The organism is Amycolatopsis sp. NPDC102389 (assembly GCF_044765885.1).
Lineage (GTDB): Bacteria > Actinomycetota > Actinomycetes > Mycobacteriales > Pseudonocardiaceae > Amycolatopsis.
In genome coordinates, this window is record NZ_JBIWKX010000019.1 from 102,438 (window position 1) to 121,398 (window position 18,961).

The 18,961-nt window shown below is 68.8% G+C and carries 21 protein-coding genes and 1 tRNA gene; 14 read left to right on the forward strand and 8 right to left on the reverse strand.

Going from position 1 to position 18,961, the window contains the following annotated elements:
• Nucleotides 1-97 precede the first annotated feature (97 nt).
• From ACIRGA_RS18680 to ACIRGA_RS18700, 5 genes are all read left to right on the forward strand, one after another.
• Nucleotides 98-520: an organic hydroperoxide resistance protein gene (locus ACIRGA_RS18680; protein WP_400942581.1), complete on the forward strand. Its 423-nt coding sequence runs from the start codon at nt 98-100 to the stop codon at nt 518-520.
• 58 nt (nt 521-578) lie between these two features.
• Entirely contained in the window at nt 579-1,055 is a 477-nt protein-coding gene (locus ACIRGA_RS18685) for a Dps family protein (protein WP_400942583.1), read from the forward strand.
• Nucleotides 1,056-1,127: 72 nt separating this feature from the next.
• Nucleotides 1,128-2,501, forward strand: coding sequence for a glutamate decarboxylase (locus ACIRGA_RS18690; RefSeq protein ID WP_400942584.1), 1,374 nt, complete (start codon nt 1,128-1,130; stop codon nt 2,499-2,501).
• Between the two features lie 62 nt (nt 2,502-2,563).
• Nucleotides 2,564-3,190: a TIGR03085 family metal-binding protein gene (locus ACIRGA_RS18695; protein ID WP_400942585.1), complete on the forward strand. Its 627-nt coding sequence runs from the start codon at nt 2,564-2,566 to the stop codon at nt 3,188-3,190.
• A gap of 174 nt (nt 3,191-3,364) precedes the next feature.
• The gene (locus ACIRGA_RS18700) at nt 3,365-3,550 is read left to right on the forward strand and encodes a 2-hydroxymuconate tautomerase (RefSeq protein WP_016337898.1); all 186 of its coding nucleotides are present in this window, start codon (nt 3,365-3,367) and stop codon (nt 3,548-3,550) included.
• 13 nt (nt 3,551-3,563) lie between these two features.
• Here ACIRGA_RS18700 and ACIRGA_RS18705 read toward each other — a convergent pair whose 3' ends face one another.
• Complete coding sequence (locus tag ACIRGA_RS18705; RefSeq protein ID WP_400942588.1) at nt 3,564-5,408, reverse strand: prolyl oligopeptidase family serine peptidase; 1,845 nt, start codon at nt 5,406-5,408, stop codon at nt 3,564-3,566.
• Nucleotides 5,409-5,438: 30 nt separating this feature from the next.
• Between ACIRGA_RS18705 and ACIRGA_RS18710 the strand changes: the two genes are divergently transcribed.
• Nucleotides 5,439-6,119, forward strand: coding sequence for a class I SAM-dependent methyltransferase (locus ACIRGA_RS18710; RefSeq protein ID WP_400942589.1), 681 nt, complete (start codon nt 5,439-5,441; stop codon nt 6,117-6,119).
• A 390-nt stretch (nt 6,120-6,509) separates the two neighbouring features.
• Here the strand turns inward: ACIRGA_RS18710 and ACIRGA_RS18715 are convergent.
• The 3 genes from ACIRGA_RS18715 to ACIRGA_RS18725 form a co-directional block, all read right to left on the reverse strand.
• Nucleotides 6,510-6,583: transfer RNA gene (locus tag ACIRGA_RS18715), tRNA-Pro, on the reverse strand.
• A gap of 28 nt (nt 6,584-6,611) precedes the next feature.
• Nucleotides 6,612-7,553, reverse strand: coding sequence for a metallophosphoesterase (locus ACIRGA_RS18720; RefSeq protein ID WP_400942609.1), 942 nt, complete (start codon nt 7,551-7,553; stop codon nt 6,612-6,614).
• Between the two features lie 270 nt (nt 7,554-7,823).
• A complete protein-coding gene (locus ACIRGA_RS18725) occupies nt 7,824-9,989 on the reverse strand; it encodes a transglycosylase domain-containing protein (RefSeq protein WP_400942590.1) in 2,166 nt (721 codons plus the stop codon).
• 350 nt (nt 9,990-10,339) lie between these two features.
• Between ACIRGA_RS18725 and ACIRGA_RS18730 the strand changes: the two genes are divergently transcribed.
• Complete coding sequence (locus tag ACIRGA_RS18730; protein ID WP_037318605.1) at nt 10,340-10,657, forward strand: WhiB family transcriptional regulator; 318 nt, start codon at nt 10,340-10,342, stop codon at nt 10,655-10,657.
• A gap of 72 nt (nt 10,658-10,729) precedes the next feature.
• Here ACIRGA_RS18730 and ACIRGA_RS18735 read toward each other — a convergent pair whose 3' ends face one another.
• From ACIRGA_RS18735 to ACIRGA_RS18750, 4 genes are all read right to left on the reverse strand, one after another.
• Nucleotides 10,730-11,860, reverse strand: a complete 1,131-nt coding sequence (locus ACIRGA_RS18735; protein ID WP_400942591.1) for an ArsA family ATPase — start codon at nt 11,858-11,860, stop codon at nt 10,730-10,732.
• The gene (locus ACIRGA_RS18740; RefSeq protein WP_005166973.1) at nt 11,860-12,864 is read right to left on the reverse strand and encodes an ArsA-related P-loop ATPase; all 1,005 of its coding nucleotides are present in this window, start codon (nt 12,862-12,864) and stop codon (nt 11,860-11,862) included. The genes ACIRGA_RS18735 and ACIRGA_RS18740 overlap by 1 nt, the downstream gene beginning before the upstream one ends.
• A 22-nt stretch (nt 12,865-12,886) precedes the next feature.
• A complete protein-coding gene (locus ACIRGA_RS18745; protein ID WP_400942593.1) occupies nt 12,887-13,135 on the reverse strand; it encodes a hypothetical protein in 249 nt (82 codons plus the stop codon).
• A gap of 92 nt (nt 13,136-13,227) precedes the next feature.
• A complete protein-coding gene (locus ACIRGA_RS18750) occupies nt 13,228-14,172 on the reverse strand; it encodes an esterase/lipase family protein (RefSeq protein WP_400942594.1) in 945 nt (314 codons plus the stop codon).
• 129 nt (nt 14,173-14,301) lie between these two features.
• Between ACIRGA_RS18750 and ACIRGA_RS18755 the strand changes: the two genes are divergently transcribed.
• The 7 genes from ACIRGA_RS18755 (at nt 14,302) to ACIRGA_RS18785 (ending at nt 18,676) form a co-directional block, all read left to right on the forward strand.
• Complete coding sequence (locus tag ACIRGA_RS18755) at nt 14,302-14,463, forward strand: DUF4177 domain-containing protein (protein ID WP_005166970.1); 162 nt, start codon at nt 14,302-14,304, stop codon at nt 14,461-14,463.
• 12 nt (nt 14,464-14,475) lie between these two features.
• Nucleotides 14,476-14,931 carry a RidA family protein gene (locus ACIRGA_RS18760; RefSeq protein ID WP_007035072.1) on the forward strand — a complete coding sequence of 152 codons (456 nt, stop codon included), beginning with the start codon at nt 14,476-14,478 and terminating at the stop codon, nt 14,929-14,931.
• A complete protein-coding gene (locus ACIRGA_RS18765) occupies nt 14,931-15,560 on the forward strand; it encodes a hypothetical protein (RefSeq protein ID WP_037318589.1) in 630 nt (209 codons plus the stop codon). The genes ACIRGA_RS18760 and ACIRGA_RS18765 overlap by 1 nt, the downstream gene beginning before the upstream one ends.
• A 38-nt stretch (nt 15,561-15,598) precedes the next feature.
• Nucleotides 15,599-16,759: a hypothetical protein gene (locus tag ACIRGA_RS18770; protein ID WP_400942596.1), complete on the forward strand. Its 1,161-nt coding sequence runs from the start codon at nt 15,599-15,601 to the stop codon at nt 16,757-16,759.
• Between the two features lie 89 nt (nt 16,760-16,848).
• Nucleotides 16,849-17,661 carry an NUDIX hydrolase gene (locus tag ACIRGA_RS18775; protein ID WP_400942597.1) on the forward strand — a complete coding sequence of 271 codons (813 nt, stop codon included), beginning with the start codon at nt 16,849-16,851 and terminating at the stop codon, nt 17,659-17,661.
• Nucleotides 17,658-18,428 carry an MBL fold metallo-hydrolase gene (locus ACIRGA_RS18780; protein ID WP_400942598.1) on the forward strand — a complete coding sequence of 257 codons (771 nt, stop codon included), beginning with the start codon at nt 17,658-17,660 and terminating at the stop codon, nt 18,426-18,428. The genes ACIRGA_RS18775 and ACIRGA_RS18780 overlap by 4 nt, the downstream gene beginning before the upstream one ends.
• On the forward strand, nt 18,425-18,676 hold the full coding sequence (locus tag ACIRGA_RS18785) for a glutaredoxin family protein (protein ID WP_400942600.1): 252 nt from the start codon (nt 18,425-18,427) through the stop codon (nt 18,674-18,676). The genes ACIRGA_RS18780 and ACIRGA_RS18785 overlap by 4 nt, the downstream gene beginning before the upstream one ends.
• The last annotated feature ends 285 nt before the right edge of the window (nt 18,677-18,961 follow it).

An 18,961-nucleotide genomic window follows, 5' to 3' on the forward strand; every position in this document is an offset into this window, starting at 1 on the left:
TGCCTGCCATGGGGTGGCAAGGTTTCGCGGTTGCGGGACGTTGACACCGAAGAGACGCTCAACGGGGCGTGTCTTGAGACCAGGAGGTAGGCGAAGAATGGCTGAAGCTCTGTACACCGCTGTGGCCACCGCTCGCGGCGACGGCCGCAACGGTGAGGTCACGTCCTCCGACGGCGTCATCGACGAGTCGCTGGCGGTCCCGAAGGAGATGGGCGGGCCGGGCGGGGACAAGACGAACCCCGAGCAGCTCTTCGCCGCCGGTTATTCCGCCTGTTTCCACTCCGCGTTGCAACTCGTCGCGCGCCAGGCGAAGGTGAAGCTGGACGGCTCCACCGTCACGGCCGAGGTCAGTGTGCTCAAGCAGGACGTGGGCTTCGGGCTCGGCGTGGCGCTCAAGGTTTCGCTGCCCGGCCTGGAGCAGGCGCAGGCCGATCAGCTCGTCGAGCAGGCGCACCAGGTGTGCCCCTACTCGAACGCGACCCGCGGCAACATCGAGGTCGCACTGTCCGCGTCGGTCTGATCCCGGCCGCGGCAGGCCCCACCCCCGAACCGACTGATTTCCGAAAGGAAGACCGAAAATGGGCAAGTCTCCGATCCAGAGTCCGTTGAGCGAAGCCGACAAGGAGATCACCGGTAACGCCTTGCAGGCCACACTGGTCGACCTGGTGGACCTGTCGCTGATCGCGAAGCAGGCCCACTGGAACGTCGTCGGCGCGAACTTCCGCAGCGCGCACCTGCAGCTCGACGAACTGGTCGCCACCGCGCGCCAGTACGTCGACGAGGTCGCCGAGCGCGCCAACGCCATCGGCATCTCGCCGAACGGCCAGGCGAAGGCCGTCGTCGAGAGCTCCGGCCTGCCGGACTACCCCGACAACTGGCAGTCCGTCGAGTCCACGGTGGCCGCGATCGTCGAGATCCTCGCCGCGTTGATCGAGCGGCTGCGCAAGCGCATCGACGAGACCGACAAGAGCGACCTGGTCACCCAGGATCTCCTCATCGAGATCACCCAGGAGCTCGAAAAGGCGCACTGGATGTGGCAGGCGCAGCAGGCCTGACCCCCGCCCCTCGTGAGTGGTAAGGACGGTTCTAACCGTCCTTGCCACTCACGAGCCGCTACCGTTCGACTCATGGTGCTGCACAAGGGAACCGCCCCCGATCCGAGCCGTGAGAACGGGGCCAACCCGCTGTACGCCGGCGCGTACCCCGCGCTCGCCGCGAACATCCGCCTCCCGCACGACAGTCTCGGCGAAGACCCGCTCCCGCCCGATACCGCGCTCCAGCTGGTGCGCGACGAGCTGATGCTCGACGGCAACGCCCGGCTGAATCTCGCCACGTTCGTCACCACGTGGATGGAGCCGCAGGCCCGCGAGCTGATGGCCGAATGCGTCGACAAGAACATGATCGACAAGGACGAGTACCCGCAGACCGCGGAGCTCGAGCGGCGCTGCGTGAACATCCTCGCCGATCTGTGGCACGCGCCCGATCCCACCGCGATCATGGGCTGCTCCACTACCGGTTCGTCGGAAGCCTGCATGCTCGCCGGGATGGCGCTGAAACGCCGCTGGTCGAAACTGGGCCGCACCGGGAAGCCGAATCTGGTGATGGGCGCGAACGTCCAGGTCTGCTGGGAGAAGTTCTGCGAATACTGGGAGGTCGAACCGCGGCTGGTGCCGATGGACGGCGACCGCTTCCACCTCACCGCAGACGAGGCGATCGCCCGGTGCGACGAGAACACGATCGGCGTCGTCGCGATCCTCGGGTCCACTTTCGACGGCAGTTACGAGCCCGTCGCCGAGATCGCGGCCGCGCTCGACGGGCTGAAGGAACGCTCCGGCTGGGACATCCCGGTGCACGTCGACGGCGCTTCGGGCGCGATGATCGCGCCCTTCCTCGATCCCGAGCTGAGCTGGGACTTCCGCCTGCCGAGGGTGGCGTCGATCAACACCTCCGGGCACAAGTACGGGCTGGTCTACCCCGGCGTCGGCTGGGTGCTGTGGCGCGACAAGGAGGCGCTGCCGGAGGAGCTCGTCTTCAACGTCAACTACCTCGGTGGCGACATGCCGACTTTCGCGCTGAACTTCTCGCGTCCCGGCGCGGAGGTGGCCGCGCAGTACTACACGTTCGTCCGGCTCGGCCGCGAAGGTTTCCGTGCCGTGCAACAGGCTTCGCGTGACGTCGCGACCCAGCTGGCGGACGGGATCGCCGAGCTGGGCCCGTTCGAATTGCTGACGCGAGGCGATCAGCTTCCCGTGTTCGCCTTCACGACGAAGCCGGACGTCGAGGGCTTCGACGTCTTCGACGTGTCACGGCGGCTTCGCGAGCGGGGCTGGCTCGTCCCGGCGTACACGTTCCCCGAGAACCGGACCGACCTCGCGGTGCTGAGGATCGTGGTGCGCAACGGTTTCACGCACGATCTCGCCGATCTGCTGCTCGCCGACCTCCGGCGCCTGCTACCCGAGCTCGATCACGGCCCGCGACCGCGGACCGCGTTCCATCACTGAGCCGGGTGCCCTGCGTCACGCCGGATTTCCCCGGGCCCTACCGGCGCGTAACGTCGGGGGGTATGGGAGTCGCCGGAGACGAACGTCGTGCGTTGAGCGAGCTTTTCGAAGAGGTCGGCCCGGACGCGCCGACCCTGTGCACGGGCTGGAAGACGCGGGATCTCGCGGCGCATCTGCTGGTCCGCGAGCGGCGGCCCGACGCGGCGCCCGGCATCCTGGTGCCCGCGCTCGCTTCGTACACGCAGCGGGTGCAGGACTCCTACGCCGCCCAGCCGTGGCCCGAGGTCGTCGGCAAGGTCCGGTCCGGCCCCGCCTGGTACTGGCCGACGTCGATCGCCGCGCTCGACGAGCTGGCGAACAGCGCGGAGTTCCTGATCCACCACGAGGACGTCCGCCGAGGGCAGCCCGGCTGGGAACCGCGTCCGGCCGAACCCTCGCGGGACGCGGCGGCGTGGAAGTCGGCGAAGCAGGCCTCCAAGCTGAACCTGCGGAAATCACCGGTCGGCGTGATCTTGAAGACCCCCGAAGGCCGCGAAGCGCGCGTGAAGGAAGGCCCGGACACGGTGACCGTGATCGGCGCGCCGATCGAGCTGCTGCTGTTCGTCTTCGGCCGCGACGCCGCCCGGATCACCTTCGAGGGTGACGCCTACGCCGTCGACCGTCTGCGGAAGCACGACCGCGGGCTTTAGTGTCCAGCGCCGGGAATCCGGCACGCATCTCGGCGGCCCAGCTTCCCGTCGGCCGCGTTGCCGGTCCGCCCGAGTACAACCCGGTACGAGGACGAACCGGCGCCTTGCCGACCGAAACCTGGATCCACCGAGATACGCACCGTATTCCCGACGCAGAACACTGGAGTTCCGCCCATGCCGATGATCAGTGTTTCGATGTTCCCCGGCCGCACGGCCGAACAGAAGCAGGCCCTCGTACGCGAGGTGACCGACGCCTTCGTCCGCACCTGCGGCGGCAATCCCGAAGGCGTCTGGGTGACCATCAACGAGATTCCCGCCGAACACTGGGCGTCCGGCGGGACTCTCTTCTCCGAGCGCTGACCGCTCGCCGGGGTCAGCGAAGCCCGACGGCCCGCAGCGCGAAGAACACCTCGATCGCGGTCTGCTTGATCGTCTCGGCGATCACCAGCGACCCGTGGCCCGCGTCGAACCGGTAGAACTCGAACGGGATCTCCCGCTTCGCGAGCCTGTCGAGGTAGTTCTCGACCTGCCGGATCGGGCAGCGCGGATCGTTGTCCCCGGCGAGCACCAGCACCGGCGCCGTCACCGCCTCGACGTAGGTGATCGGCGAGCATTCCCGGTACACCGCCGGCACCGTCTCCGGCGAACCGCCGAACAGCGCCCGGTCGAACGACCGGAGCTGCTCCATCTCGTCCTCGTACGCGGCGACGTAATCCGCCACCGGCACCCCGGCGATCCCCGCCGCCCAGCGCGCGGGCTGGGTGCCCAGCGCCAGCAGACTCAGGTAGCCACCCCACGAAGCGCCGTTCACCACACATTTGGCCGGATCAGCCAGTCCACTTTGGACAGCCCAGTCGTGCACGGCGGCGACGTCTTCGAGCTCGGTCAGGCCTGGACGGCCTTCGATGGCGTCGCGCCAGGCCGAGCCGTAACCCGTCGAACCGCGGTAGTTGACCTCGACGACGGCGAATCCGGCGTCGAGCCAGACGGCGCGGTACGCGGAGAAGCGGTCTTCGTCGGCCGAGTGCGGCCCACCGTGCAAGGAGAAGACCGTCGGAAGCGGACCTTCGGGCGCGTCGGCCGGACGCGAGACCAGTGCGTGGATCTGCCCGCCGATCCCGTCGACGAACGCGTCGGTGACCGGTGCGGACTCCGGAGCGCGCTCGCCCGGCGGTTCGAGGAGCACGGAGTCTTCGCCGTCCGCGGTCCGTGCGCGTACCGCCGTCGGCTGTGCGGCGCTGGACCACGAGTACTCGACGGTGCCGTCGGGCCGCACTCCCGCGCCGCCGATCCGGCCGGGCGGAGTGTCCAAAGAGGACAGCTCCCCGGTCGAGAGGTCGTACCGGTGCAGGGAACTACGGCCCTGGTGGAAGTGGACGACCAGCAGTGCCTGCGCGTCGGGGTACCAGCCCGCGACCACTTCGCCGGGCAGATCCAGTTCGATCTCCTGCTCGGTGTCCGCGGCGGTGTCCCAGATCAGGAGTTCTTCGCGACCGCGCCGCTCGTGCAGCACCAGCAACCGCTGATCACCGGCGACCGGCGAATACTCGAGCGCGCCGAGACCCTTGCCCTCGCCGTCCCATTTGTCGGCGATCGTCGTGAAGCCGTCGGTCGAGAGGACGCGCAGCGCGGGGTGTCGTGAATCACCGTGCTCGGAGTGGGAGATCGCGAGCAGCGCCTCGTCGCGGGACAGCGAGGCGATCCCGGCGTCGTCTTCGTGCTTGTAGAAACTGCTGGTCTCGCCGTCGATATGGGCGAAGAGTTCGCTTCCGTCGTCGGTCGAGACGCCGACGGCGATCACCCGGGTGCCGATCTCGAGCCCGGCGGGGTAGCCGTCGTGGACGGACGGCACCGCGCGCTCGGCGGCGGCGCCCGGCGCGAACGGTTCGCGGACCCAGGAGCCGAATTCGTCGCCGTCGGTGTCGTTGAACCACCAGATCCAACGGCCGTCGGGGGACGGGGTCGCGTGCATGGTGCCGTTGGGCCGGTCGGTGACGCGGCGGTGCTCGCCGGTCGACCGGTCCCAGGAGTAGACCTCCCAGACGCCGCTGGCGTTGGAGACGTAGACGTTCGCATCGGGGGCGTCGATGGCCCACTCGGGGACCGAGATACGCGGCGCGTGGAAGCGGGCCCGCCACCTGGTCTCGGCTTCGGCGTCGTCGAACAGGCGGTCCGGGACCGCCGCGGACGGATATTCATTGCCTGGCTGCGTGCTCACCCCTCGATCCTGCCACTCCGGAGCCGTACTGTGTGCGGGGTGCTGCAGGGAAACGCGCGGTCCGCGCGTCAGGCGGTCGAACGGGCCGTGTTCGCGCAACCGCTGTTCGGGCCGGGGATGGGGTGCGTCGACGTCGGCTGCGGGCCGGGTTCGATCACCCTCGGTATCGAGAGCGGACACAGAAAGTCCACAGTGGACTTTTTGGTGGCGGAGGCGTGCGCGCTGCCCTTCGCCGAGGACTCGGTGGACGTGGTCTTCGCGCACGCCGTTTTCGAGTATCTGAGGGAACCGGGCGCCGCGCTGGCGGAGTTCCGGCGGATCCTCAAACCCGGCGGTACCCTCGCACTGTCCACATCGGACTGGAGCCGGGCGCGGCTGCGGCCGAAGACGGCGAACGTCGACGCCGCTCTCCGTGGCCACTATCTGCTGTGGCGCCGTGCTGGCGGCGACCCGTTCGCCGGACGCTCACTGCCCGCGGCGGTCACGGCCGCCGGTTTCACCGACGTACGAACGAAAATCCGCTACCGCACGGACACGACTTATCGGGCGCTGGCGACTTCCGTGGAGGCGCGCTTGGTGACGGCGCTGGAAACCGCGACGACCCCGGACCGCGACCAGCTCGCCTCGGCGGCCCGCTCGGCCTGGTCGTGGGCGCGCTCGGGCGATGGGGATTTCGCGCAGTGCTGGACCGAACTCCTCGCCACCCGCTGAGGCCTCGCTCTCTGGCGTCCCCAATGTCTCATCGGGGACACTCAGCGTCTCGAATGAGGCATTGGGAACCCTTGGGCTTCGGTGGCCCTCAGTTGTCCACACCCACCCGCCGTTGTGGACAACCAGCCCCGCCACCCCCTCTTTCGCCCGGTCCCGACGCCCCCGGCCGATACGCTGGACCCGGGGTCGCCCCCCTGGGAGTGGCGGGGGCTGCCCGGGGGCGTGTCTTGGGGATCGTCTTGGTCGGTGGGGCTCGGCTGTGTCCCCAATGTGGCATTGGGGACGCTGAGGGTCCCCAATGCCACATTGGGGACACCGAACCCCAAGGCAGGGCCCGCAACGCGAAAGAGCCTTGCTCGCAAAAGCGAACAAGGCTCTTTCGATCCAACGTCGGGGTGGCGGGATTCGAACCCACGACCTCCTCGACCCGAACGAGGCACGCTACCAAGCTGCGCCACACCCCGGATACTTCTTAGCGGGTCGAGGAGAAGTTTAGCGGACGGTGTTTCGGGCTTTGCGGGGGGCTGCGTTCCGGTGGTTCTCGCTGGTCGTACCCCGTGGGACGAGGGTCAGCAGGCTCGCCTCGGGCGGGCACGCGAAGCGGGCGGGGGCGTACGGCGAGGTGCCCAGCCCGGCGGAGACGTGAAGCCACATCTGGGCGCCCCAGCGGGACGCGCCGCGAGCGCGGGTGCGGTCCAGCTCGCAGTTGGTGACGAGCGCGCCGTAGCCCGGGATGCGGAGCTGCCCGCCGTGGGTGTGGCCCGCGAGGACGAGGTCGTAACCGTCGCCGGCGAACTCGTCGAGCACGCGAGGCTCCGGGGAGTGCGTGACGCCGATGCGGACGGCGGCCGCCGTGTCCACCGGGCCGGCGATGTCGGCGTAGCGGTCGCGGCGGAGGTGGGCGTCGTCGACGCCGGCGGTGAACACGTACTGGTCGGCGACCTCGATGGTGCGCCGGACGTGGGTGAGGTCGTGCCAGCCGTGTTCGACGAAGGCCGCGCGGAGGTCGCGCCACGGCAGGTGCTCGCCGTGGATCCGCTTCTTCTTGCCTTTCGGCATGAGGTAGCGCGCGGGGTTCTTCGGTTTCGGCGCGTAGTAGTCGTTGCTGCCGAAGATGAACACGCCGGGCCGGTCGAGCAGGGGGCCGAGCGCGCGCAGCACGGACGGGACGGCCTGATGATGTGACAGGTTGTCACCGGTGTTGACGACGAGGTCCGGCTCGAGTTCGTCGAGCGCCGCTACCCAGCGTTGTTTGCTCACGTGACCGGGCAACATGTGCAGATCCGAGATGTGGAGGATCGTGAAGGGTTTCGCCCCTGCCGCGAGGACCGGGAGCTCCGCGGTGCGTAGCGTCCACCGGCGCCTTTCGATACCGATCGCGTAACCGAGGGTCGCGGCTCCCAGGGCGGCGGTTCCCACGGCCAAGCGCCGCACCGTCGCCCCCGAAGTACCTTTGTTACTGAGCGTGCTCACAATGTCCAGTTTACGTGCTCTCGGGTGGTGATCGTTCGCCCCCATTCCGGCGATGCCGGGAAATCGCTGGAATGGCCTCTTTTCTTCACTTTCCGTGGTCGGCGCGGGGTGTCGCGATCGGTCGACATGATCTCGTCGGCCACTGTTCCCCGTTAGGCCGCCAAGCGGTCACGCAAAGTTAGAACGGCGTGACTCATTGTGATTTGCGCTGGTGAATGCCACCCTTGTCGATCAGCGTCCGCTGCCCATGTACTTCGGGTCCGGAGCAGGCAACGGCAGCGGTTCCTGGCCTTCGAGGATCTTCGACATCGCCCCGAACCAGGTCTGCGCGGGCGTCTTGCCGCCGAACATGTTTTCGCAGCGGGTGGTCACGTTGCCCGGGCCGAGGTAGCAGAGGCCGCCGTTTCCGCCCTTCGGACGGAACACCATCGCCGCGCCCGCGAGCTGCGGGGTGGCCCCGAGGTAGGTTCCCGAGCCGTTGCTTTGCGTCGTCCCGGTCTTGCCCATCACTGGCCGGTTCCAGCCGACGCCGCTCGCGGCGCCGAACGACGTGCCGCCGGGCGAGCTGTCCCGGCTCATGCCGACCGCGAGGGTGTTGGCGAGCCCTTCCGGCACCACCTGCTCGCAAGCGGCTTCCTTGACAGCCACCGGTTTTCCGTCCCGGTCGGTGACACCGGCCAGCGGAGTCGGCGGGCACCAGACGCCGCCGCTCATGATCGTGGCGCCGACGTTCGCCAATTCCAGGCCGCTCAGCGGGGCCGGGCCAAGGGTGAACGACGCGTTTCCGGGCCAGCCGGGCCTCGGGCCGAAGGCCTGCAGCTGGCTGGTGTTGGCGCCGGGATTGTCGGACTTCGGGTCGACGGCGCCACCGCCGAGGTTGCTGGCCATGGTGTCGCGCATGCCGAGTTTGCGCGCCATCTCCACGATCGGCCCTGTGCTCCCGACCTTCTCCTCGAGGGCCACGAACGCCGTGTTCGGCGAAGTCGCCAGTGCCTGCTGCATCGACATGGCACCGCCCGCCGGGTTGTAGTCGCCCGCGTTGCCGAGGCAGTACCAGCGGGAGCGCAACGGCGGTCCGGTCGGTGCGCATTTGTTGCCACCACCGGCGAAGATGTGGGAGGTGTAGAAATCGGGCACCGGGAGGGGACTGTTGATCCCGGCCACTCCCGCTTCCAGCGCCGCGGCGGCGGTGAAGACCTTGTACGCCGAGCCCGCGCCGCCGGTGTTGTACACGCCGGAAGGCAACGCGAACGTCGTCTGCCCTTGATCTTCATGCAGCCCGTAGTCACGGTTCGCCGCCAGCGCCACGACTTCGTGTCGCTGTTTGCCCGGCTTCACCAGCGAAAGCGTGTTCGCGACGTTGTCCTGGGTCTTCTTGACCTGGGCTTCGGCCGACATCTTGGCTTCGTGGTTCGCCCGTTCGTCCAAAGTGGTCTTGATCTGGTAGCCGCCGGTGTAGAGATCGTCCTTCGTCATGCCGTTCTTGAGGAGATAGTCCTCGACGTACTGGCAGAAGAAGCCGTTCTCCGGGCCGGCGCCGGTGCAGTTCGACGCGGGTTTCCGCGGACCGCCTTCGACGACGCCGAGCGGCTCGGCCTTGAAGCGTTCCGCGTCCGCCTTCGCGAGCTTCTGGTTGTCGACCATGCGGTCCAGCACCAGGTTGCGGCGTTCGGTCGCCTTCGCCGGGCTCTTCCACGGGTCGTTGACGGCCGGGTTGTTCACCAGGCCGGCCAGCAGCGCCGCCTGCGGCACCGTGAGCTTCTCGACGGGCGTGTTGAAGTACGCGTTCGCGGCCGCGCCGACGCCGTAGATCTCACGCGAGAATTCGACGACGTTCAGGTAGCCGGTCAGGATCTGCATCTTGTTCAGCTTGGTTTCCAGCTGGATCGCGATCCGGGCTTCCTTCAGCTTCCGGGCGACCGACTGTTCCTGTGCGCGCTTCTGGCCCGGCTTGTCGTCCCGGTAGACGACGTTGATCAGGTAGTTCTTGACGTACTGCTGGGTCAGCGTCGACGCGCCCTGCGTGTCCCCGCCGGTGCTGTTGCTGACCGCCGCGCGCAGCGTGCCCTTCCAGTCCACCCCGTTGTGCTCGTAGAAGCGCTTGTCCTCGACCGAGATCAGCGCCCACTTCATGGCGTCGTTGATCTGGGTCTCGTTCGTCGGGACGCGGAACTGCTTGTACAGCGTCGCGATCTGCTTGCCGGTGTTGTCCGTGATCGTCGTCACCAACGGCGGCGGGATGTCCGCCAAATCCGAAGATGTCTTGTCGACGGTCTCGCTCGCCTGGTTCGACAGCACCCCCGCGGCGCCCGCCACCGGGAACAACATCCCCGCGACCAGCACCCCCGCGAGCACACAAAGGCCAATGAGCTTCAGCAGACCGTCCGTTTTGCGCACGCGGACCAGGGTACGCGGATGCCGTTAGCCCACCGTGACGTCACCTCGCTGTAAGTGTGGATTCGGTTACGAAATCGACCCCATGAGGTGACGGCCGGTAACGGCAGGCATTCTAGGGCTTGGCGGGGGGAACCGAGGGCCCCTACAGTCCGTCAACGTCTCACGTATGAAAAAGCCGACAGACGGGTGAGTGCGAGCGGCAGTCGCATTCGACCGAACGGAGGCACCGGCACCGGGGAGGTGTCGGCTCAACCGACGTGAGCACACAGGGAGACACGCTCATGGGGGCAGGAGCGCAGGCTTTTCGTCCTCCCGTGGTGTGTCGAACACCAGGGTAGGGAGCTGGGGGTATGGAAACCAACCAGTCGAGCTGGCGAGTCAATGCGTCGTGCCGCGACACCGATCCGGACGGCTTGTTCGTCCGGGGGGCGGAACAGAACCGGGCCAAGGCGGTCTGCCTCGGTTGCCCGGTCAGGACGGAATGCCTCGCCGAGGCGCTCGATGGCCGGATCAACTTCGGCATCTGGGGAGGTATGACCGAACGGGAACGGCGGGCGCTGCTGCGGCGGCGGCCGGACGTTTCCAGCTGGGCGGACCTGCTTGAAGCGGCGAAGCGCCGTTTCACCGGGATCGACGAAGAGGAAGACGTACGCGTCCGAGTCTCGTGATCATGGTTCACGCGAAAGGCCCCTTCCCTGAGTCCAAGGTAGGGAAGGGGTCCTTCGCGGAAATCCAGGGGCTCAGGACGGGGTGGCCAGACGCGTGCCGATGTCGCGCAGGCCTTCGAGATCGTGCACGTCACTGGGGAGCGCGGGTACCCGCACCAGCGGGACCTCGGGATGCGCCCGCGTGAACCTGGCGAGCAGCCGCGTCTCTCGATCGGCCAGCGCGACGCGGTCCGCGTGCAGGCGGAGGACGGCTTCGGCCAGCGGAGCGCTAGCTTCACCCTTCGCGAGCTGCTCGGCGGCCGCGACGGCTTCGGCGCTGGACAGCGGGGCGAGCACCGGATGCGTCCGGTTCGCGACCAGCCCCGCCAGCGGCATGCTCTCCTCCGAAAGCCGCTCCACGAAGTAGGACGCCTCGCGCAGCGCGTCCGGCTCCGGCGCGGCCACCACCAGGAACGACGTCCCGCCGGACCGCAGCAGCTCGGAGGTCTTGCGCGCACGTTCGCGGAATCCGCCGAACATACTGTCGAAGGCCTGCATGAACGCCGAAGCGTCGGTCAGCAGCTGGCCGCCGATGATCGTCGACACGGCCTTCGCGAACATCGAGAACCCCGCGTTGACGACCTTGCGCAGACCCCAGCCGCCGGCCTTCGCGGGCCCGGTGAGCAGCCGGATCATGCGGCCGTCGAGCGCGCTGGAAAGCCGCGTCGGCGCGTCGAGGAAGTCCAGCGCCGACCGGCTCGGCGGCGTGTCGACGATGATCAGATCCCATTCGTCGGTGGCCGCGAGCTGCCCCAGCTTCTCCATCGCCATGTACTCCTGTGTGCCGGAGAACGACGTGGAAATGGTCTGGTAGAAGGGGTTCTGCAGCAGCTGTTCGGCGCGTTCCGGGCCGGCGTGCACGCGCACCATGTCGTCGAAGGTGCGGCGCATGTCGAGCATCATCGCCCAGAGCTCGCCCTTGGGCTCGAAGCCTTCGACCTGCACCTGCTTCGGGTGATTGCCCAGTTCGCGCAGGCCGAGCGCCTGCGCCAGCCGCCGGGCCGGGTCGATGGTGAGCACCACCGTCTGCCGTCCGCGTTCGGCCGCGCGCAACGCCAGCGCCGCCGCGGTGGTCGTCTTGCCGACACCGCCGGAACCGCAGCACACGATGACCCGGCTCTCCGGATCGTCGATCAGCTTGTCGACCTCCAAGACGTCCGACATCAGCGCACCCCCTGCTCGGTCAGCGCTTCGGCGAGGTCGTAGAGCGCCGCGACGTCGACCCCGTCGGTCAGATCCGGCAGTTCGAGGCCCGGCAAGTCCGCTTCGGACAGTTGCTCGCGGGCACGCTGCTCGGCCGCGACCCGCACGGCGTGCTCGACGGTCTCTTCGACCAGCGCGTCGAGGGTGCTGTCGGGCAGGTTCAGCCCGGCCGACGCGAGCCCGGCGCGGACGCGCGAGGCGTCGACACGGCCGTCCGCGGCGGCGGTCACCGAACGGGCGGGCAGCCGCGGCGGGCGGACCCGGTTGACCAGCACGGCGCCGGGGCGCAGGTCGGCGCCGTCGAGTTCGGCGACCGCTTCGACGGTCTCCCGCACCGGCATCTCTTCCAGCAGCGTCACCAGGTGGACGGCCGTCTCACCGGAGTGCAGCAGCCGTACGACGCCGTCGGCCTGGCCGCGGATCGGGCCGGTCTTGGCGAGGTCGGTCAGTGCCTTGGTGACGTCGAGGAACTTCACGACCCGGCCGGTGGGCGGCGAGTCGACGACGACGGCGTCGTAGGTGTGGCGGCCGTCCGATTCGGTGCGGCCGACGCATTCCTTGATCTTCCCGGTGAGCAGGACGTCGCGCAGACCCGGCGCGAGCGTGGTCGCGAACTCGATCGCGCCCATCCGCCGCAGCGTCCGCCCCGCGAAGCCGAGGTTGTAGAACATTTCGAAGTACTCGAGCAGCGCGGCCTCGACGTCGATGTGCAGCGCGCGCAGCTCGCCACCGCCGGGGACGGCCGCGATGCGCTGCTCGGCGTACGGGAGCGGCTCGGTGTCGAAGAGCTGGGCGATGCCCTGGCGGCCTTCGACCTCGATCAGCAGCACTCGGCGTCCGCCCTTGGCGAGCGCGAGGCCCAGCGAGGCGGCGAGCGTGGTCTTGCCCGTCCCGCCCTTACCGGTGACGAAATGCAGCCTGGCTCTCGCGAGTTCGTCGGTCCAGCCGGCAAGGGGTGTGCTCACCGGTCCCACCCTAATTGAGCGATCAGCTCGCCAGCATCATGACGCCGAGCGCGGCCGCGACCAGTCCCACGACGCACCAGGTCAGGACGCCGGACAACACCGTGAGCATCACCACACCGAGCAGCAGGAGGACGACGAAGGCCACCGCGCCGGTGACCGCGACCGTCGCCGAGCTGTCCGTGCGGTCCCGTGCCTTCGCCATCAGCACCAGCACCATCGGCAGCCCGGCCGCGGCGAGCAGGACGGTCGCGATCACGCGCCAGGTCTCCACCGGCCCAGCCTAGTGGGGGCTGAAGGGGACTTTCCCCGCATGAGACGTGGTGAAGGGAGCTTTCACCACGTCTCATGCGGGTATGGCGTCCTTCAGCTCCCGACGGGAGTGGCGGGCACGCAGGGGACCGGCTTCGCGTGCGCCGGGTCCAGTGCGTTGAGGACGTGCCCGGCGGCGTTGCGATCGGCGGCGACACCGGCGTGCTCGGCCAGGTCCAGCAGGCAGCCGTCCTGCAGCACGATGTTCTTCACGTTCGAGCCCGTGCCCATCCCGCTCGTGTACGGGACGACGGCCTCGTCGTAGCGGGTCATGATGTTCGTGTAGGTCACGCCCGGCTGGAAGACGCCGTTGCCCGACCGCAGGTTCGTGAGGAATTCCGAGCCGCGCAGGAACTGTCGGCACGAGCCGCACAGCGGGTCGAGGACGCCGTTGAACCCGGCCGCGAGTCCCAGCGCGCCGGCGAGCGCGTACAGCTGCGAGGCGCCGAACAAGGTCGTGCCGTTCCAGAGCGGGGTCAGGCTGACGTACTTGTCCACTTTGGACGCTCCGCCGAGGAACTTCACATAGTAGGAAGGCATCAGCGTTCCCTCGGAATGCCCGAGGATGTCCACCTTGGACGCGCCGGTCGCGCCGAGCACCTTGTCGACGAACGCCGAGAGTTCCTTCGCGCTCTGCTCCATCGGCAGCAGTCCGCCGGGCTGGTAGATCGGCAGCGGTTTCCCGGGGACGCCGTAGGTGAGCGAGAAGACGCAGTACCCCTTGTTCTTGAGAAGCGGGCTGTACGTCTGCCAGTTCACCGTCTGGTTCGCGCTGAGGCCGTGGGTGAGCACCACCGGATTCGGATGGGCCGCGCTCGGACGGCAGTCGAAGTCGTTCGCGCCGGGAGGCGGGCCGCCGGGGTTCGCCGCTTGCGCGGGCAGCGCCGCGGCGAGTGTCCACGGGACGGGAAGTTCCTCGTCGGCGTTCGCGGGTGAAGCGCAGATCAGGGCAAGGGCCGCGGCCAGGAAAGCGGCGGCGAGGGACTTCGTTGTCCGCATGTCGGCGTCCTATCTACTCCCGAGTAGGTGTGAAGTGAAGCACATCGACGGGAAATCGGCGAACCGGTCGCGAGAGGGTTTTCCGCATGTGTGTCGGGCGCCCTTGCCGGTTTGGCTACGCTCCCGGGCATGAGCGCCACCAAGTGGGAGTACGCGACCGTCCCCCTGTTGATCCACGCCACCAAGCAGATCCTCGACCAGTGGGGCGAGGACGGCTGGGAGCTCGTCACCGTGCTCCCGAACCCGACCGGCGAACAGCACGTCGCCTACCTCAAACGAGCCAAGAACTGAGGGATTGAAGCCATGACCTGGAGCGATCGACTCGCCGAGCTCGGTATCGAACTGCCCGGCGTCGCCGCCCCGCTGGCGGCCTACGTGCCCGCCGTGCGCACCGGTTCGCACGTCTACACGGCCGGGCAGCTGCCCTTCGTCAAGGGTGAGCTCGAAGCGACCGGCAAGGTCGGCGCCGAGGTCAGCCCCGAAGAGGCGAAGCAGTACGCGCGGACGTCGATCCTCAACGCCCTCGCCGCGGTCGACTCGGTCGCCGGCATCGACAACGTCGTGCGGGTGGTCAAGGTCGTCGGGTTCGTGGCGTCGGCGGAGGGCTTCACCGGCCAGCCCGCGGTGATCAACGGGGCGTCCGAGCTGCTGGGCGAGATCTTCGGCGAGGCGGGCATCCACGCCCGTTCGGCCGTCGGCGTCGCGGAGCTGCCCATCGGGGCGCCGGTCGAGATCGAACTGATCGTGGAGGTGAAGTGATGGACCCGGACATCGAGAAGTCCTCGCACGAGCTCCTGCTCCGGCTGGCCGGACGGCTGCCGGACCAGCTCCTGTGGCGGTTCCGTGACTGGCTGGGCGAAGGCGCGATGGGCACCCTCGCGCGGACCCTGCCCAGGTCTTTGCTTAAGCACAGGATCGACCTGGACCAAACCGAGTATCGCCTGCTAGTCGCCGGGCTCATTCCTCACGGAGCCGACTGGCATCAGGTGAGTTCCACCCTGGGGGTAGACGACGTCACCGAGACCAGGTACACATTCACGCAGAGTGCGCCCGAATGGGTGAACTCCGTCGACTCTGTGTCCGTATTGATCCACGCGACGTTGCGGGGACGGCCGGATGTGGGTGAAGTGCGGCAAAGCTGGCGACACCTCGGTGTGGTCGGCGAGGGTGGGGCGAAACGAGTCCTCCTGGTCACGGCGCTGAACGGGCTGCCCAGGCTGACCGGCGAACTGCAGCGCGTCCTGCGCGTGCTGGGTGACGAGGAGCCCGGCGTCGAGGTTCTGCCGCCGAGCATCGACCTCACCGGCTATCACCGCACCGCGCTCGCCAACTCCGAGCTGGTCTGTGTGGGCGCGGTGGACACCGGAAGTCGGCTGGTCGCCGCTTAACGCTCGCTCCACCAGGCGAGCCGGGAGGGAGCAGAGCAATGGTGGAGGTCCACGACGGCCCGCCCATGGACGGGTTCTCGGTGCCCCTGCGCCTGCACAACCTGTTACTGGCCCTGGCGGGTCGGATCGACGACAGTGCTTTGACCGAAGCGCGTGAGCTGATCGCGCGTGCGCACATCGACGAAGCGGTGGAGCTCACCACCGGCACCCTGATCGCGGGGAAGATCCCGGTGAGCTCGTCCGAACAACGTGAACTCGCCCTCGTCCTCGAGATGAGCCGGTCCGACGCCACCCTGGCGAACGACCTGCTGGTCGTCGAGGAGGACGAGCCGGTGCTCACCCACCGGTTCACCGGCGAGAACCAGCCCGAATTCGGCCTCGCCGAGGCGCTCGACCGCACCCTGCAGGTGCTGCCGGACGTCCGGTCGGTGCACGCGGTGTGGCGGAACACGCCGGCGGGCAGCGTGCCCGGCGCGCTGCCGCAGCGGGTGGTCCTGGTCGAGATCGGCCCGGAGGGCAACCCGCCTGCGGTCGCGTTCCGCGTGGACACCGCGCTTCGCCGCGCGGGTATCCGCTCGGTCGTCGAGGTCGCGGGTCCCGGCGTCGCGCGGTCCGCGTACCACCAGGCCGCGTCGTCGGCCGCGAGTCCTGTCTGGGTCACCGGGAGTACCCACTCCAGTGACTTTCGGTCCGAGCCGGTGACTCCGCCGCCCGCTCCCGCCCCGGCTCCCGAGCCGGTCAAGGAGCAGCCGAGCAGGCACGGGCTGCGGCCGGTCAGCAGCAGCACGCACGAACCGGTCGAGCCGATCGCTCCGGTGGTGCCGATCGTGCAGGCACCGGCGACGGCGTCGAGTCCGGCAGCGTCGACTGTGTCTTCTTCGGAGTCGGCGCCGCCGCGCAAGTCGCGGGCGGAGACCCGCGCCGAGCGCACGGCCGACCTGACCCCGGCCGAGGTCGCTCAGCTGCGCCAGGCGCTCAAGGAGGACCCCGAAAAGGGCCGCGAGATCGCCACGGGGAAGCCGAGCATGCACGAGGTCGTCGAGCTGCCCGCTCTCGACCTCGACGACCCCAGCCTGAGCGAGCGCGACCGCGCGCTCCTGCGCGAGCTGCACGCCGAGCTCGCCGAACGGGAGCGTGCCGAAGCGGCGAAGATCCGGCTGAACGGTGCTTCGCGCAGCAGCGGCTCTAGCTGGTCCTGACGAGTTCTACGCGTTTCGTCCTCTGAATGCGGTAGTTGCACGCGCAACGATCGCATCCAGAGGACGAAACGCGATGTTAGGTTGCGAGGGTGGCTGAAGAACTGACATTCGACATCCCGGTGGGGGCCGGGGTGGGCACCCGCGCCAACGCCGGCGGCGAGCCGGTGACGCCCAAGGACGCGGCGACCGTGATCCTCCTCCGCGACGGCGCCGACGGCGTCGAGGTCTTCCTGCAGCACCGGGTGAAGGGCATGCCGTTCGCGGGCGGGATGACCGTCTTCCCCGGCGGTGGCGTGGATTCCCGCGATGTCGACGCCTCGGTGAGCTGGGCCGGTCCGGAGCCCGCCTGGTGGGCGGAACGCTTCGGCTGCGACGAATCGCTGGCCCGCGCCCTGGTGTGCGCGGCCGTGCGGGAGACGTTCGAGGAGTCGGGCGTGCTGCTCGCGAGCACCGGGGACACCGTCGTCACCGACACTTCGCCCTACCACGACGCCCGCGAAAAGCTGGTCTCCCGCGAACTCTCGCTCGCCGCGTTCCTCGAAGCGAACGGCCTGACGCTGCGCGCGGATCTCTTGCGCCCGTGGGCGAACTGGGTCACTCCGCCGCAGGAACCGCGCCGGTACGACACCTGCTTCTTCGTCGCCGTGCTGCCCGAGGGGCAGCAGGCGGACAGCGCCACCTCCGAGGCCGTCAGCTCCGGCTGGCAGCGGCCCGAGGAGGCCATCGCCGATGCCAAGGAAGGGCGCCGGATGCTCATGCCACCGACCTGGATGACGCTCGCGGAACTGGGCGAGTTCGGCTCGGCGGCCGCGGCACAGGCAGCCGAGCGCCAGATCTCCAAGATCATGCCGACGCTGGTGCGCGACGGCGACAAGATCCGCGTCATCCTGGACCCGGCGTGAGCGCCCCCGCGTACGGCGTGCTGCGCCAGGTCACGCCGACGGCTTCCGCGCTGCTGGAGCACAATCCGTCCTCGATGACGTTGGAGGGCACCAACTCCTGGGTGCTGCGCGGTCCCGGCGCGGCCGGTTCCGTGGTCGTCGACCCCGGTCATGAGGACATCGAGCACTTGACGCTGCTGGCGGAGACCGGCGCCGTCGAGCTGATCGTGCTGACCCACCACCACCCCGACCACGCCGAGGGCGCGCCCTGGTTCGCCGAGCGCGTCGGCGCTCCGGTGCGGGCCTTCGACGAGTCACTCTGCGTCGGCGGGAAGTCCCTTGTGGACGGTGAGGTGATCGAGGCCGGCGGTGTCCGGCTGTCGGTGCTGCACACGCCGGGGCACACCGGTGACTCGATCTGCCTGGTGTCCGACGGCCAGATCCTGACCGGTGACACCATCCTCGGCCGTGGCACCACCGTGCTGCACGACCTCGGCGACTACCTTCGCTCGCTGCGGAAGCTCATCGAGCTGCCCGGCGGCACCGTCGGCCTGCCGGGACACGGCCCGGAACTGCCCGACCTGGCCGCGACCGCGCGCGAATACCTGGCACACCGGGAAGAACGGCTCGACCAGGTGCGTTCGGCATTGGAGACACTCGGTGCGGACGCCACCCCGCGCCAGGTGGTCGAGGTCGTCTACGCCGACGTCGACAAGGCTTTGTGGGCGCCCGCCGAATGGAGCGTGCAGGCGCAGTTGGACTACCTGAGGTCGGAGGACGGCGAATGAGTGACGTCGAGGTCGAGTTCTACTGGCGCCCCGGATGCGGGTTCTGCGCCGCGCTGGAGCGGCCGCTGTCGAAGAGCGGCTTCAAGGTGAAGAAGGTCAACATCTGGGAGGACCCGGACGCCGCCGCGCGTGTGCGTTCGGTGGCGGACGGGAACGAGGTCGTGCCGACGGTCTTCGTGGGCTCGACGGCGATGGTGAACCCTTCGTTCGGCGAGATCGAGGCCGCCGTGAAGGCCGCTTCCGCCTAGGTCGCTGAAAGTACATGAAGGCCCCCTTCCTTGCGCCTGGCGCAAGGAAGGGGGCCTTCATGTACTTACGGGCGTGCCGGGGCCCGGCAAAGTCCGGAGAGCGTAGGGCTGATCCCGGGGCTTCAGTGTCCACACGGGACCGTTGCTGGCGTCCGCATGCCCGTTTGATGCTCACATGCCCGGTTTTCCGTGGGGTGGGGGGGGGGGGGGGGGGGGGGGGGACCCCAACCCCACCCCCCCCCCCCCCCCCCCCAACGGCGGAATAAAAAAAAAAACAGCACAAGC